Consider the following 15479-nt stretch of genomic DNA (forward strand, 5'->3'; position numbering starts at 1 on the left):
TCGCCGGGCCGTTCGGCGGGCCGTTCGGCGGGCCGTCCGCCGCGGCCTGGACGGGGGCTGATGCAGGGGGCGTATTGGTGGCGCGGAATGCCCCTGACGCGTTGACCGGGGCTCCTGGAGCGTATTGGCTCCTTGTCTGCTCCGTCGGTCGGCGGGGCGGGTGGGGGCCTTGTGCGAGGGGGAACATGCGAGGAACCGGTGCGGCGCGCGGCGCCGTGCGCGTCGTGGGGCTGATGGCGGGGGCGTGCGTCGTGGCAGGGGTGCTGACGGCGTCACCGGCAGCCGCCGCGGGGCGGGCGGCTCCGGCCACCGAGCGGGTCGGTGTTGCCATGGACGGGACGCAGGGAAACGGTTTTTCGGGCGATCCGGAGCTCAGCGCGAACGGGCGGTTCGTGGCATTCACCTCGGAAGCCACCGATCTGGGGCCCACGGACACCAACGGCCAGCAAAACGTCTACGTCAAGGATTTACGGACGGGAAAGGTCGACCTGGTCAGCGTCGCCGGTGACGGCACGCCCGGTGACGCCCTCTCCGGATCGCCCGGGATCAGCGCCGACGGACGGTATGTGGCCTTCTGCTCCGGCGCGGCGAACCTGGTCCCCGGCGACACCAACGGCGAGGGCGACGTCTTCGTCCACGACCGCCGCACCGGGCGCACCGTGAGTCCCACCGCGGGCGCCGGGAGGTCCCCGTACGGATACGGGGTGCAGAACTTCGCCCTCAGCGGCGACGGCCACCGCCTCGCCTTCGGCTCCTACCGCCCGGACCTGGTGCCCGGCGACACCAACGAGCGCCTGGACATCTTCGTCCACGATGTGCAGAAGGGAACGACGCGACGGGTCAGCGTGGCGAGCGACGGCACCCAGGCGAACGCCCCGTCCGCCTTCCCGTCGAACAGCGCCGACGGCCGCCGGATCGCGTTCACCTCGAAGGCGACCAACCTCACCCCCGCCGGCCCCGGCTTCCGCCGCCCGCCGCCGCAGGACCCCCTGTACGTCCACGACATCGCCACCGGGCGCACCCGTGCGGCGAGCCTGAGCACCACGGGCGCCGTGGTCGGCGTGTCGCCGTCCCCCCGGCTCAGCCCCGACGGCCGGTACGCGGTCTTCTCCGCCCTGGCCGCGGACGTGGTGCCGGACGACACCAACGGCACGTACGACCTCTTCGCCCGCGACCTGGAGCGCGGCACCACCCGGCTGCTGTCCCGCGCGTACGACGGCGCCCAGGGCAATGGCTGGTCCTCCGCCGGGCGGCTCAGCGCCGACAACCGGCGGATCTTCTTCACCTCCGCGGCCACCAACCTGGTGCCCGGCGACACCAACGGCCAGGTGGACGGCTTCGTCCGCGACCTGCGCACCGGGCACGTCGAGCGGATCAACGTCGGTGCGGACGGCGGCCAGTCGGCGTCCTGGACGAACACCGCGGCACCCGACGCCACCGGACGGCTGGCGGCCTTCGACTCGCGCGACGAGGGGCTGGTGCCCGGGGACACGAACGGGACGGGCGACGTGTTCGTCCGGCGGCTGGAGCACTGACGCACTGACGCATGTACCGACCGACGCACCGACGCCGGGGCGCCCGGCCGGAACGGGCGTACGGCGCAGCGGCGCATCGGCACCACCCGGACACCGGCGCACCGACCAGGAGGGGAACCGAACATGAGGACCACCCGCACCACCGCCCGGAGACTCGCCGCCGTGACGGGCGTGTGCGCGCTCGCCGCGCTGCTGCCCGCGACCACGGCCGGCGCCCGTACCGCGCCGCCGTCCGACACCGAGCGGGCCAGCGTCACCGCCGAGGGGGCGCAGGCCAACGGCGGCTCGTCCGGCTCGGCGATCAGTGCCGACGGCCGGTACGTCGCCTTCGACTCCGACGCGAGCGACCTGGTGCCCGGTGACACCAACGGGCAGTCGGACGTGTTCGTGAAGGACCTGCGGACGGGCACCGTCCAGCGCGTCAACGTGGCGAGCGACGGCACCCAGGCCGGCTCCTGGTCGTCCACCCCCTCCCTCAGCGCCGACGGGCGATACGTCGCCTTCGCCTCCGACGCGGCCGACCTCGTGCCGGGCGACACCAACGCCGACACCGACATCTTCGTCCACGACCGCAGGACCGGACGGACCGAGAGCGTCACCCTCGACGGGCGGCCCCCGCAGGGCAAGCAGGGTGCCCAGGCGCCGGTGATCAGCGCCAACGGCCGGTACGTGGCGTTCGCCTCCAGCCGCGAGGACCTGGTGCCCGGCGACACCAACGGCGCCCAGGACATCTTCGTACGCGACCGCAGGACCGGCAGCGTGACGCGGGTCAGCGTCTCCGTCACCGGCGGCGAGCAGGCCACCGGCCCCTCCGCCAACCCGGTGATCAGCTACGACGGCCGCAAGGTCGGCTTCATCTCCAAGGCGGCCAATCTCCCCCCGAAGTCCACCCGGGCCGCTCGCCCGGAGGCCGACCCGCGCCGACCGCACAGCTACCCGTTCTTCCTGCACGACCTGGACACCGGCCGCACGAGCGTGGCGAGCCTCAGCTCGGCCGGCGAGACGGTGGGCGCCTGGAACGCCTCGCTCAGCCCCGACGGCCGCCACGCGGTCTTCTCCAGCCAGTACGGTGAGGTGGTGCCCGGCCATCCGACGGGCCGCCCGGACCTGTTCGTCCGCGACCTCGTCAAAGGCACGACGGAGCAGATGAGCCTCACCCACGACGGCAAGCAGCCGCTGTCCGGGTCCTCCGGCCTGGGCGTGCTGTCCGCCGACAACCGCCGCCTGTACTTCCAGTCCTCCTCCCCGGACCTGGTGCCGGGGGACACCAACGACGCGCAGGACGTCTTCGTCCGCGACATGCGCACCGGCACCGTCGAACGGGCCAGCGTCGCCGCCGACGGCACCCAGGCCCTGGCCTGGTCCTCCAACGCCTCCACCGACGCCAGGGGCCGCCTCGTCGCCTTCGACTCCGACGCGGCCAACCTGGTCCCGGGCGACACGAACGGGGTCTCCGACGTGTTCGTGCGGCGGGTGGGGCCGTAACCTCCCAGCCCGGCCCCGGCGGCCCCCGCCCCGGCCGTCGCTTCTAGGACGCCTCGCCCAGTTCACAGGTGAACGCCCACAGCTCGATGCCCGGCACCGGCTCCCAGTCCCGCTCGGGTATGCGGGTGAACCCGATGCGCTCGTACATACGGTGGGCGTTCTTGATCTGCGGCATGGCGGAGAGCACCATGCGGGACAGGCCGAGGGAGCGGGCGCGGTCCATACAGGCGCGCACCAGCGCTTCGCCGGTGCCGCGCCCGCGGCCGGCGGGGGCGACGGCCAGCATCCGGAACTCGCCCTCGTCGGGACCGGCTATCTCGGCGTACGGGCTGCCGGGAGCGGCGAAGGTCACCGCCCCCAGCACCGCGCCGTCGGCGTCGACCGCCGTCAGCACCTCGGCGTGTCCGGCCCGGTGCGCGACATCGCGCAGCTTGCCCGCATACGGGTCGTCGGCCCCGAACGCCAGCAGCCCGTCCGCCGCATAGGCCGCCACGAGGAGTTCACCGATCGCGTCGAACTCCGCCGGCCGTGCGGCCCTGATCGTGATGTCCATGAGGCAAGTGTGCACCGGGGGTGTGACAACGCCTCCCCCGGCACACCTGCGCCCCGCTTCAGTGCCCCGCCGGAACCCCCGCCGTGGCCGGCGGCAGCTCGACCTGGACGCCCTTGTCGCCCACGTCCGCCGTGTAGTCCTCCGGCGACGTCTCGTCGATGCCGTCCGGGGCCTCGGTGGCGCGCAGTACCACCGTGAGGACCACGGTGACCAGGACGTTCAGGACGAACGCGGTCAGTCCGATGTAACCGATCTCGCCGATGCCGGGGATCTCCGCGCTGGAGCCGCCGAAGTGCTTCTGCGTGGGGCTGGCCACCCCGTACGCCGCGAGCGTGCCGTAGACCATGCCGACCGCCCAGCCGGCCAGCAGCGCCCAGCGGTGGAACCAGCGGGTGAACAGGCCGCCGACCAGGGCGGGCATGGTCTGGAGGATCCAGATGCCGCCCAGCAGCTGGAAGTTGATCGCGACGGTCTTGTCCATCGTCAGGACGAAGACCAGCGCGCCGACCTTGACCAGCAGCGACACCAGCTTGGCAACCTTGTGCTCCTGTGCGGGCGTGGCACCGGGTCTGAGGAAGTCCTTGTAGATGTTGCGGGTGAAGAGGTTCGCCGCGGCGATGGACATGATCGCGGCGGGGACGAGGGCGCCGATCCCGATCGCGGCGAACGCCACGCCCGTGAACCAGTCGGGGAACATGTCCTCGAAAAGCTGCGGGATCGCCAGCTGCCCGTTCTGCACCTTGATCCCGGCCGCCACCGCCATGAAGCCGAGCAGCGCGAGCAGCCCCAGCATCAGGGAGTACAGCGGCAGGATGGTGGTGTTGCGGCGGATCACGTTGCGGCTGCGGGAGGACAGCGTCGCGGTGATCGAGTGCGGGTACATGAACAGCGCGAGCGCCGAGCCGAGTGCCAGCGTCGCGTACGCCCACTGCGCGTTCGGCCCGCTGGCCAGCTCCCCGCGCGGCTTGCCGGTAGCCGGGTTCTTCTGTGCGAAGGCGTCCTGGGCCACCGCGAAGATGTGGTCGAAGCCGCCCAGCTTGATCGGGATGTAGATGATCGCGACGACGATGACCAGGTAGATCAGCCCGTCCTTGACGAACGCGATCAGCGCGGGCGCCCGCAGCCCGGACGAGTAGGTGTACGCCGCGAGCACACCGAAAGCGATCAGCAGCGGAAGGTCCTTGACGAACCAGTGGGTGTTCGCGCCGCCGCCGACGCCCATCACGTCCAGCACCGCCTGGATGCCGACGAGTTGCAGCGCGATGTACGGCATCGTGGCGAGGATGCCGGTGAGCGCCACGGCCAGCGACAGCCCCTTCGAGCCGAACCGGCCGCGGACGAAGTCGGAGGTGGTGACGTACCCGTGCTTGTGCGAGACCGACCACAGGCGGGGCAGGAAGGTGAAGATCAGCGGGTAGACGAGGATCGTGTACGGGACCGCGAAGAACCCGGCCGCGCCCGCCGCGTAGATCGCCGCGGGTACGGCGACGAAGGTGTACGCGGTGTACAGGTCGCCGCCGAGCAGGAACCACGTCACCCAGGTGCCGAAGCTGCGGCCGCCCAGGCCCCATTCGTCGAGGTTGTCGGACTGCGCGGCCCTGCGCCAGCGCGCCGCCAGGAAGCCCATGACCGTGACGGCCACGAAGAAGAAGATGAAGACGGCGAGCGCGACGCCGTTCACGCCGTCCTTCACCGCGTCGCACCCCCCTTGCGCAGCCGCTGTTCACGCTGGACCAGCTTGTAGGCGATCATCGTGAGCGCGGTCGAGATCAGCACCCACAGCATCTGGTACCAGTAGAAGAACGGGATGCCGATGAGCGTCGGCTCCACCTTGGCGTACGAGCCCACCCACAGCATCGCCACGAAGGGCGCGACCAGGCACAGCCCGGCGATCACGCGGCTGGGCGTGACGACCGGGGCGGCTCTGTCCGCTGGTGTTCCGGCTGATTCGGACGGCTCTGGCATGGCCGTGGCTCCGTTCCCTGGCGGTCCCTTGGTGATCACGCGTGCAATGGGCAGGAAATCTAAGCCAGGGAAGTTGTACGCGTCACTACCTGTCCGCATATCGGTACGGCAACGACGTACGCCGCCTCCGCCGCGGCGGGCCCCGCCGCCTCAGCAGCAGCGGAAGCCGGAGCGGGGGTCGTCCTCGCGCGCGTCGGCCCGTCGCCGCTCGAACTCACGGCGGCCGGGCACCGGCGCGTCGGGTGTGTGGTGCCGGACATGCGCGACGTACCGCTCGTACGCGCTCTCGCCGGTCAATTCCCGTACGTACCAGCGGATCCAGCGCAGCCCGCGCCGGGCCGCCGCCACGGCCGGTGCCGCGCTCACGGCCCGCTCCGTTCCGCGGCAGCCAGCTCCGCCTTCTCCTCCTTGGAGGCCACCAGCCCGGCGGGCGCGACGATCGCCGACCTCACGTACGGGGCCTCGCTGAGCCGGGACGCCTCGGGACGGCGCAGGTGGCGCACGCAGACCCGGGCGGCATCCGCGATCACCGCCACGATCAGCAGGGCGAGCACCGCCGACAGCACGCCGTCCACCGTCGAGTTGGTGACCACCGTGTGCATGTCGTCCATGCTCTTGGCGGGCGGCAGCACCTTCCCGGCGTCGATGGCGTCCTGATAGGCCGAACGCTGGGTGAAGAAACCGACCTTGGGGTCACCGGAGAAGACCTTCTGCCAGCTCGCGGTGAGTGTCACGGTGGCGTCCCAGGCGAGCGGCACGCCTGTGATCCAGGCCCACTTGAGGCGGCCGGACTTCACCAGCAGGGTCGTGCAGACGGTCAACGCGACCGCCGCCAGAAGCTGGTTGGCGATGCCGAAGACCGGGAAGAGCTGGTTGATGCCGCCGAGCGGCTCGTGCACGCCGACCCACAGGAAGTAACCCCACAGCGCCACCACGGCCGCGCTGCACAGCACCAGGCCCGGCTTCCAACTCACCCTGCGGAACGGCTTGTAGATGTTCCCCAGCATGTCCTGGAGCATGAACCGGCCGACCCGGGTTCCCGCGTCCAGCGCCGTGAGGATGAACAGCGCCTCGAACATGATGGCGAAGTGGTACCAGAACGCCTTCATCCCGGCGCCGCCGAAGACCTGCGAGAAGATGTCCGCGACCCCGACGGCGAGGGTGGGCGCGCCGCCCGTACGGGACAGCAGGGTGTGCTCCTCCACGGCCTTGGCCGCGGCCGCCAACTGGTCGGGGGAGATGCTGTATCCGAACTGGGCGACGGCCTGGGAGGCCGACTGCACGGTGTCGCCGATCACCCCGGCCGGCGCGTTCATCGCGAAGTACAGTCCCGGGTCGATGATCGACGCCGCCACCAGGGCCATCACCGCGACGAACGACTCCATGAGCATCGAGCCGTAACCGATCATGCGGATCTGGGTCTCCTTCTGCACCATCTTGGGCGTGGTGCCGGAGGAGATCAGCGCGTGGAAGCCGGAGAGCGCGCCGCAGGCGATGGTGATGAAGACGAACGGGAAGAGCGACCCGGCGAAGACCGGGCCGTCCCCGCGCCCGGCGAAGTCCGTGACCGCGTCCATCTTCAGACGGGGCACCGTGACCAGCACCCCGACCGCCAGCAGCCCGATCGTGCCGATCTTCATGAAGGTGGAGAGGTAGTCGCGCGGCGCGAGCAGCGTCCACACGGGCAGGACGGAGGCGATGAACCCGTACACCACGAGCCAGACGACCAGCGTCCCCGGCTCCAGCGTGAAGGTGTCGGCCCAGGAGGAGTCGGCGACCCAGCGGCCCGCGACCAGGGCGAGCAGCAGCAGCGCGACGCCGATCAGGGAGACCTCGGTGACCCGGCCGGGGCGCAGGACCCGCAGGTAGAAACCCATCAGCAGGGCGATGGGGATCGTCATGCCGATGGAGAAGGTGCCCCAGGGGGACTCCGCCAGCGCGTTGACGATGATCAGTGCCAGCACGCCCAGCAGGATGATCATGATGGCGAAGGCGGCGAGCAGCGCGGCGGCCCCGCCGACCACGCCGATCTCCTCGCGCGCCATCTGCCCCAGTGACCGGCCGTCGCGCCGGGTGGAGAAGAACAGCACCACCATGTCCTGCACGGCGCCCGCGAAGACCACGCCGACGATGATCCAGATGGTGCCGGGCAGATACCCCATCTGGGCGGCGAGCACCGGCCCGACCAGCGGCCCGGCGCCCGCGATGGCCGCGAAATGGTGCCCGAGCAGCACCCGCCGGTCGGTGGGGTGGAAGTCCACGCCGTCGTTCAGCCGCTCGGCGGGCGTGGCGCGGGTCCGGTCGAACTTCAGTACGCGGGTCGCGATGAACCGCGCGTAGAAGCGGTAGCCGATGGCGTACGAGCCGAGGGCGGCGGCCACCATCCAGGCGGCCGAGACCTCCTCGCCGCGGGACAGCGCGAGCAGCGTCCAGCCGGCGGCGCCGACCAGCGCCACGGCCGTCCACAGTGCGATCTTCCGGGGGTTGGCGGCACTTCGAGGTCTGCCTGCTGGGCGCACCTGTACGTCCTCCCGTCGACGCGACGACGGAAGGACCGTAGAGGCAACGGGGCGGATCGCGCCATACCCCCGCGGGCGTGGCGGGGCGCCGACGCGGTCCGCCCCGGGCGGGACGCCCGTACGGTCCGCCCCGCAGCCGGGCGGTCAGTCGGCCGGCCGCCGCAGCCGGGCCACGAACTTGTAGCGGTCGCCGCGGTAGACCGAGCGCACCCACTCCACCGGCGCGCCCTCGGCGTCGAGGGAGTGCCGGGAGAGCATCAGCATCGGCAGGCCCACGTCCGTACCGAGCAGTCCGGCCTCGCGCGGTGTGGCCAGCGAGGTCTCGATGGTCTCCTCGGCCTCGGCCGGCCGGACGTCGTAGACCTCGGACAGCGCCGTGTAGAGCGAGGTGTACTTGACCAGGTTGCGGCGCAGCGCGGGGAAGCGCTTCGCCGAGAGGTGGGTGGTCTCGATGGCCATCGGCTCGCCGCTGGCCAGCCGCAGCCGTTCGATGCGCAGCACCCGGCCGCCGGCCGTTATGTCCAGCAGCCCGGCCAGGCGGTCGTCGGCCGTGACATAGCCGATGTCGAGCAACTGCGAGGCCGGTTCCAGGCCCTGGGCCCGCATGTCCTCGGTGTACGAGGTCAGTTGCAGGGCCTGCGACACCTTGGGTTTGGCCACGAACGTGCCCTTGCCCTGGATACGTTCCAGCCGGCCTTCGACGACCAGTTCCTGGAGGGCCTGGCGTACCGTGGTGCGGGAGGTGTCGAACTCCGCCGCCAGGGTCCGCTCCGGCGGGACCGGCGTGCCCGGGGGCAGCGTCTCGGTGATCTCCAGCAAGTGGCGCTTGAGGCGGTAGTACTTGGGCACACGGGCGGTGCGTGCGCCGCCGCCGTTGTCCGCACTGCCCCCGTCGGTCTCCATGACCCGCCTCTCCGACTCCTGTCGCGCTGCCGTCACCGGCTCCTCCGTACGTAGCGGCTCATCGTGGCACGGGTGGGGTCCCGGTGCTCCCTTGCTGGTCCGTGCCCGCTCGCGGGGCCTGACGCCAACGTAGCGTCTGCCCTGCGGACGGACGCCGCCGTAGCGGCGACAGGCCCCAGATGTCGGTCCGGTAACGGACCTGACAGCGACTCTTATACACCCTTGACACCCCAAAAGGTCTAGGCCAAGCTGCGGGCACTGGTCTAAACCATTAAAGACCACTCACGGTTTTCAGGGGAGAGCGCAATGAAGCGTGGACTCATAGCGGCGACGGCAGTCGCGGGAATGTTGGTGAGTGTCGCTGCCTGTGGGTCCAGCGACAGCAAGACGGCGGGCGCCTCGGACTTCAAGGGCAAGAAGCTCATCGTCTGGGTCATGGACGGCTCCAACCCGACGCAGTGGACCAAGCAGGTCTCCGAGGACTTCAAGAAGAAGACCGGCGCCACGGTCGAGTTCCGCGTCCAGCAGTGGAACGGCATCCAGCAGAAGCTGACCACCGCCCTCTCCGAGAGCAGCCCGCCCGACGTCGTCGAGATCGGCAACACCCAGACCGCCGCGTACGCCAAGGCCGGCGCCCTCGCGGACCTGGGCGACCTGAAGAAGGAGATCGGTGCCGACTGGACCGACTCCTTCAACAAGGCCGCCATGGCCGACGGCAAGCAGTACGCCCTCCCCTGGTACGCGGGCAACCGCGTGGTGATGTACAACAAGAAGATCTGGGCGCAGGCGGGCATCAAGGAACTGCCCAAGACCCGCGCCGAACTCTTCAAGGCGTTCGACACCATCAAGCAGAAGACCGACGCCGAGCCGCTCTACCTCCCCGGCCAGAACTGGTACTTCTTCGACGGCCTCACCATCGGGACCGGCGCCGACCTGGTCAAGAAGGAAGGCGGCAAGTGGATCTCCAACCTCGGTGACCCCAAGGTCTCCAAGGCCATGGACATCTACAAGCAGTACCAGGCGTTCAGCACCGCCCCGAAGAACAAGGACGAGGCCACCCCGCAGCAGGCCGAGATCTTCTCCAAGGGCAAGACCGGCGCCATCATCGCCATGGGCTACGAGGGCCCCACCGCCGTCAAGGCCAACCCGGCCGTCAAGGACGACATCGGCTTCTTCCCCATCCCGGGTGAGACCGCCGACAAGCCCGAGGGCGTCTTCCTCGGCGGCTCCAACTTCGCCGTCGCGGGCGGCGGCCAGAACCAGGAACTGGCCAAGGAGTTCCTGAAGGTCGCACTGTCCAAGAAGAACGACGGACAGATGGTCAAGGAGGTCGGCTGGAGCCCGAAGTCCCCCGACCTCGCCTCCGCCGCCAAGGGCAACCCGGCCGCCGAGGCCGCCGCGCCCGGCGCCGCCAAGTCCAGCGGCACCACCCCGCTGATCCCCGAGTGGGCCCAGGTCGAGAACACCCCGAACCCGATCAAGGCCTACATGACCGCGGTGCTCAACGGCAAGGCCCCCGCGGACGCCGCCAAGGACGTCGAAGGCGAGATCAACAAGCGGCTGGCCCAGAAGCAGTGACCGACGGCGTGCCCCGAGGTCCGGTCCGTACGGACCCGCGCGGCGCGCCTCGGCACCAGTAACGCGGTCCCCGCGGCGGCGCCAGCCGCGGGGGCCGCCACACCGTACGGGTTCCGTACGGGAGCCGGCCGTCCCGGTCCCCGTACGGAACCGACCAGCGTGAGCACGACCAGGTGATGGGGAGCGGGACATGTCAGTGCAGATCGAGGACGCGGTTCGAGACTCCGCGCCGCGGATCGGCAAGGGCGGCGCCCCGCCGCCCCGGCGCGGCCGGAAGCCGGGCCGGGCCGCCAGAAGCGCCCCCTACCTGCTGCTGATCCCGGCCCTGGCCGCCACCGCGGTCTTCCTGGGCTGGCCCATGGTGCGGAACCTGATCATCTCGTTCCAGAACCTGAACATGAAGCAGCTGATCCAGCACCTCACCGAGTGGCGCGGCTTCGACAACTACGCGGAGGTCCTGGGCGGCGAGCAGTTCTGGCGGGTCACCCTCCGCACCATCGTCTTCACCGCCGTCAACGTCACCCTGATCATGGTGCTGGGCGTCCTGATCGGCCTCCTGCTGGCCCGGCTCGGCAAGAAGATGCGCCTGACGCTGTCCGTCGCGCTCGTGCTGACCTGGGCGATGCCCGCCATCGCCGCCACCACCGTCTTCCAGTGGCTGTTCGACGCCCGCTACGGCGTCGTCAACTGGGTGCTGGACGCGCTGGGCTGGCACTCCATGGCCCGCTTCGACTGGGTCGGCAGCCAGCTGTCCACCTTCTTCGTCATCACCGTACTGATCGTCTGGCAGTCGCTGCCGTTCGTGGCCCTGAACCTCTACGCCGCGACCACGACCATCCCCAAGGAGCTGTACGAGGCCGCCCGGATGGACGGCGCCGGCACCTGGAAGGTCTTCACCAGCGTCACCTTCCCCTTCCTCAAGCCGTTCTTCCTGGCGACGACGTTCCTTGAGGTCATCTGGGTCTTCAAGGCGTTCCCGCAGATCTTCGCGATCAACGAGGGCGGCCCCGACCGGCTCACCGAGACCCTGCCGATCTACGCCTTCACCGAAGGCGTCGGCAACCTCCACTTCGGCATGGGCGCGGCCATCTCGCTGCTGACCATCGTCGTCCTGCTCGCCATGACCGCGTACTACCTGCGACTGACCCTGAAGCAAGAGGAGGACGAGCTGTGAACCGCTCACTGCTCGGCCGCATCTGGCCCAACGCGACGGCGATCGTGCTCGCCCTCGGATTCGTCTTCCCCGTGTACTGGATGTTCACCACGGCCTTCAAGCCGAACAGTGACATCATCACCGAGGACCCGGTGTGGTTCCCGTTCCACGGCACCTTCGAGCACTTCACGACCGCCGTGAACGCGCCGAACTTCTGGACCCTGGTGGGCAACTCCGTCACCGTCACCGTGCTGGCGGTCGGACTCTCGCTGCTGATCGCCCTGTGCGGCTCCTTCGCCATCGCCCGGATGCGCTTCAAGGGCCGCAAGGGCATCATCCTGACCTTCATGGTCGCCCAGATGGCGCCCTGGGAGGTCCTGGTCATCTCGGTCTACATGATCGTGCGCGACGCCGACATGCTGAACAGCCTGGTGCCGCTGACCTTCTTCTACATGCTCATGGTGCTGCCCTTCACCCTCCTGACGCTGCGCGGCTACGTCGCCGCCGTGCCCAAGGAGCTGGAGGAGTCCGCGATGGTCGACGGCTGCACCCGCCGGCAGGCGTTCGTGAAGATCATCTTCCCGCTGCTGGCACCCGGCCTGATGGCCACCTCGCTGTTCGGCTTCATCACCGCCTGGAACGAATTCCCGCTGGTGCTGGTTCTCAACAAGGAGCCGGACAAGGGCACGCTGCCGCTGTGGCTCTCGCAGTTCCAGAGCCAGTTCGGCGACGACTGGGGCGCCACGATGGCCGCCGCCTCCATCTTCGCCGTACCGATCCTGGTCCTCTTCCTGTTCCTGCAGCGCAAGGCGGTCAGCGGACTGACCGCCGGCGCAGTGAAGGGATGACGCGCGCCATGACGACACTCGTACACCCGGCCGACACCCTCACCCGCGACGCGCTCACCGTCCTCCAGCCCGGCTTCACCGGCACTTCGGCGCCCGACTGGCTGCTGCGCCGGCTCGGCGAGGGCCTCGCCTCCGTGGGCCTGTTCGGACGCAATGTCGCCTCGCCCGAACAGCTCGCCGCGCTCACCGCCCAGCTACGGGCCGAGCGCGACGACGTCCTCGTCGCCATCGACGAGGAGGGCGGCGACGTCACCCGCCTCGAAGTACGCGGCGGCTCCTCGTCTCCCGGCAACCTCGCCCTGGGCGCGGTCGACGACACCCGGCTCACCCACGACGTGGCCCGCGAACTCGGCCGCCGCCTCGCCGAGTGCGGTGTCAACCTGAACTGGGCGCCGTCCGCCGACGTCAACTCCAACCCGTCCAACCCGGTCATCGGCGTCCGCTCCTTCGGCGCCGACCCCCTCCTGGTGGCCCGGCACACCGCCGCGTACGTCGAAGGACTCCAGTCCGCCGGCGTCGCCGCCTGTGCCAAGCACTTCCCCGGCCACGGCGACACCGCCGTCGACTCCCACCACGACGTGCCGCACATCGCCGCCGAACTGCGCACCCTCCAGGAACGCGAACTGGTGCCCTTCCGGGCCGCCATCGCCGCCGGCACCAAGGCCGTCATGAGCGCGCACATCCTGCTCCCGGCCCTGGACGGCACGCTGCCCGCCACCCTGAGCCGCAACGTGCTCACCGGCCTGCTGCGCGCTCCCGCCTCCGAAGGCGGCCTCGGCTTCGACGGCCTGATCGTCACCGACGGCATGGAGATGCAGGCCATCTCCGCCACGTACGGCATCGAACGGGGCAGCGTCCTGGCCATCGGCGCCGGAGCGGACGCCATCTGTGTCGGCGGGGGACTGGCCGACGAAGCCACTGTGCTGCGGCTGCGCGACGCCTTGGTGCGGGCGGTACGCGACGGAGAGCTGTCGGAGAAGCGGCTCGCCGACGCGGCAGCACGGGTCCGCGCCCTGGCGCGGTGGACCCGGAGTGCGGGCGCGACACAGGGGGCCCTCCCTGGGGAGCGAGGGGTCGCGCCCGCACCCGAGGCCGGCCTCGTCGCGGCCCGCCGGGCGCTGCGCGTCACCCGCAACGGCCCGTACGAACCGCTCACCGCGCCCGCCTACGTCGCCGCCTTCACACCCGTCGCCAACATCGCCGTCGGCGACGAGACCCCCTGGGGCGTCGCCGCCGAACTGACCCGCCTGGTTCCGGGTACGGAGACCGGTACGTATGGGAGCGGGGGCGGGCGTGCCGCCGGGTCCGGAGGCACTGGTGGGGCCGGGGCTGGCGGCGCGTCCGGGAGCGACAGCGGGACCGGAGGTGCCGACGGGACCAGAGGTGTCAGCGAGACCAGGGATATCGGTGGGGTCGGGAGTACTGGCGCGTCCGGAAGTGATGGCGCGTCCGGGGTGTCCGCGCAGATCGCGGAGGTGCTGCGGGCGGCGGGGGAGCGGCGGATCGTCGCCGTCGTCCGTGACGTCCACCGGCACGCCTGGATGGCGGCGGCCCTGGACGCCCTGCTCGACGCCCGCCCGGACACGGTGGTCGTCGAGATGGGCCTGCCACAGGCGCCACCGCGCGGCGCCCTGCACATCGCCACCCATGGCGCGGCCCGCGTCTGCGGCCGCGCCGCCGCGGAGGTCATCGCGGGTGGCTGAACCCCCGCCGGGCCGCGGAAGGGGAGCCGCGGCCCGGCGGGAACGTCGTACCGGCGTACGACGCGACTCGGCCGGGGCGCCCCAGTGAGGGGAACCCCGGCCGAGTCGCGTGCGGCCCGTGGGCCTCAGCCCTCGGTCCGCTTACAGGCCCTGAGCCCGCGCACAGGCCCTGAGGCGGCTCACAGGCCCTGCCACTCCGGCTTGGCGGCGTACGTGGCGCGGAAGTAGTCGGCCAGCTTGAGCTTGGACGCGGCGGCTTCGTCGACCACGACCGTGGCGTGCGGGTGCAGCTGGAGCGCGGAGGCCGGCACCAGCGCCGAGACCGGGCCCTCGACGGACTGCGCGACGGCGTCCGCCTTGCCCTCGCCGGTGGCCAGCAGCACCAGGTGGCGGGCCTCCAGGATGGTGCCGATGCCCTGGGTGATGACGTGGTGCGGCACCTCCTCCAGGCTGTCGAAGAACCGGGCGTTGTCCTCCCGGGTCTGCTGCGTCAGCGTCTTGATGCGCGTGCGGGACGCGAGCGAGGAGCACGGCTCGTTGAAGCCGATGTGCCCGTCGGTACCGATGCCCAGGAGCTGGAGGTCCACGCCGCCGGCCTCGCTCAGCGCACGGTCGTACGCCTCGCAGGCCGCCTGCACGTCCTCCGCGGCGCCGTCCGGCCCCATGAAGGCGTCCTCGCCGAGCCCCAGCGGCTCCACGACCTCGCGCAGCACCACGGAGCGGTACGACTCGGGGTGCCCGGCCGGCAGCCCGACGTACTCGTCGAGCTGGCAGATGCGGGCACGCGAGACGTCCACGCCACCGTCGCGGACCGTGCCCGCCAGCGCTTCGTAGACGGGCAGCGGAGTCGATCCAGTGGCCACACCCAACAGCGCCTCGGGCTTACGGCGCACCAGGGCGGCGATGGCCTCCGCGATCAGCTCGCCGCCTGCCTTGGCGTCCGGGACGATGACAACTTCCACGCTGTGCCTGCCGATCTGGAGAATGGACTCGTGTGGTATAGACCAATCTACCAGAGCCCGCCCCATCACCCCCGGAGACATCAGGCGACCCGCAACTGAACAGCGGGCCAACCGGGGGTGCGGTGCGGGGCGACCGGGTGGGATGGCCGGGCGGCGCGGGTGCGGTGGCGGGGACGGGGGCACGCGTGGTCGACTGGCGTCGGACACCGCGGCTTCCGCGCCTGATCCGGCGACCACGGCCGTTAAGGCCGCCACGGCCGCCACGGCCGTTACGA

At 70.8% G+C, this 15479-nt stretch carries 13 protein-coding genes; 6 read left to right on the plus strand and 7 right to left on the minus strand.

Going from position 1 to position 15479, the window contains the following annotated elements; all coding sequences use genetic code 11:
• Positions 1-185 precede the first annotated feature (185 nt).
• Complete coding sequence (locus tag ACZ4QV_RS01395) at positions 186-1535, plus strand: TolB family protein (RefSeq protein WP_467762467.1); 1350 nt, start codon at positions 186-188, stop codon at positions 1533-1535.
• A gap of 123 nt (positions 1536-1658) precedes the next feature.
• Positions 1659-3020, plus strand: a complete 1362-nt coding sequence (locus ACZ4QV_RS01400; protein WP_361146803.1) for a TolB-like translocation protein — start codon at positions 1659-1661, stop codon at positions 3018-3020.
• A gap of 43 nt (positions 3021-3063) precedes the next feature.
• On the opposite strand, the gene ACZ4QV_RS01405 is transcribed toward ACZ4QV_RS01400, so the two are convergent.
• The 6 genes from ACZ4QV_RS01405 to ACZ4QV_RS01430 all read right to left on the minus strand — a co-directional run bounded on the left by ACZ4QV_RS01405 (position 3064) and on the right by ACZ4QV_RS01430 (position 8960).
• A complete protein-coding gene (locus tag ACZ4QV_RS01405) occupies positions 3064-3573 on the minus strand; it encodes a GNAT family N-acetyltransferase (RefSeq protein WP_361146800.1) in 510 nt (169 codons plus the stop codon).
• 58 nt (positions 3574-3631) lie between these two features.
• Positions 3632-5266: a monocarboxylate uptake permease MctP gene (gene mctP / locus ACZ4QV_RS01410; RefSeq protein WP_361146798.1), complete on the minus strand. Its 1635-nt coding sequence runs from the start codon at positions 5264-5266 to the stop codon at positions 3632-3634.
• Positions 5263-5538 carry a DUF3311 domain-containing protein gene (locus tag ACZ4QV_RS01415; RefSeq protein WP_361146795.1) on the minus strand — a complete coding sequence of 92 codons (276 nt, stop codon included), beginning with the start codon at positions 5536-5538 and terminating at the stop codon, positions 5263-5265. The genes mctP and ACZ4QV_RS01415 overlap by 4 nt, the downstream gene beginning before the upstream one ends.
• A gap of 150 nt (positions 5539-5688) precedes the next feature.
• The gene (locus ACZ4QV_RS01420) at positions 5689-5904 is read right to left on the minus strand and encodes a YbdD/YjiX family protein (protein ID WP_467762468.1); all 216 of its coding nucleotides are present in this window, start codon (positions 5902-5904) and stop codon (positions 5689-5691) included.
• Positions 5901-8057: a carbon starvation CstA family protein gene (locus ACZ4QV_RS01425; protein ID WP_361146792.1), complete on the minus strand. Its 2157-nt coding sequence runs from the start codon at positions 8055-8057 to the stop codon at positions 5901-5903. Before ACZ4QV_RS01425 ends, ACZ4QV_RS01420 begins: the two co-directional genes overlap by 4 nt.
• 144 nt (positions 8058-8201) lie before the next feature.
• Entirely contained in the window at positions 8202-8960 is a 759-nt protein-coding gene (locus tag ACZ4QV_RS01430; protein ID WP_030022135.1) for a GntR family transcriptional regulator, read from the minus strand.
• A 306-nt stretch (positions 8961-9266) separates the two neighbouring features.
• Between ACZ4QV_RS01430 and ACZ4QV_RS01435 the strand changes: the two genes are divergently transcribed.
• From ACZ4QV_RS01435 to ACZ4QV_RS01450, 4 genes are all read left to right on the plus strand, one after another.
• Positions 9267-10538 (plus strand): extracellular solute-binding protein, encoded by a 1272-nt coding sequence (locus tag ACZ4QV_RS01435; protein ID WP_467762469.1) that lies wholly within the window; start codon positions 9267-9269, stop codon positions 10536-10538.
• 190 nt (positions 10539-10728) lie between these two features.
• Positions 10729-11712, plus strand: coding sequence for a carbohydrate ABC transporter permease (locus ACZ4QV_RS01440; RefSeq protein WP_361146790.1), 984 nt, complete (start codon positions 10729-10731; stop codon positions 11710-11712).
• Entirely contained in the window at positions 11709-12539 is an 831-nt protein-coding gene (locus ACZ4QV_RS01445) for a carbohydrate ABC transporter permease (RefSeq protein WP_030022138.1), read from the plus strand. Before ACZ4QV_RS01440 ends, ACZ4QV_RS01445 begins: the two co-directional genes overlap by 4 nt.
• An 8-nt stretch (positions 12540-12547) precedes the next feature.
• Entirely contained in the window at positions 12548-14242 is a 1695-nt protein-coding gene (locus tag ACZ4QV_RS01450; RefSeq protein WP_467762470.1) for a glycoside hydrolase family 3 protein, read from the plus strand.
• A gap of 179 nt (positions 14243-14421) precedes the next feature.
• On the opposite strand, the gene nagB is transcribed toward ACZ4QV_RS01450, so the two are convergent.
• Positions 14422-15204, minus strand: coding sequence for a glucosamine-6-phosphate deaminase (nagB, locus tag ACZ4QV_RS01455; protein ID WP_361586340.1), 783 nt, complete (start codon positions 15202-15204; stop codon positions 14422-14424).
• Positions 15205-15479: the final 275 nt, after the last annotated feature.

The organism is Streptomyces sp. NPDC026394 (genome assembly GCF_055567735.1).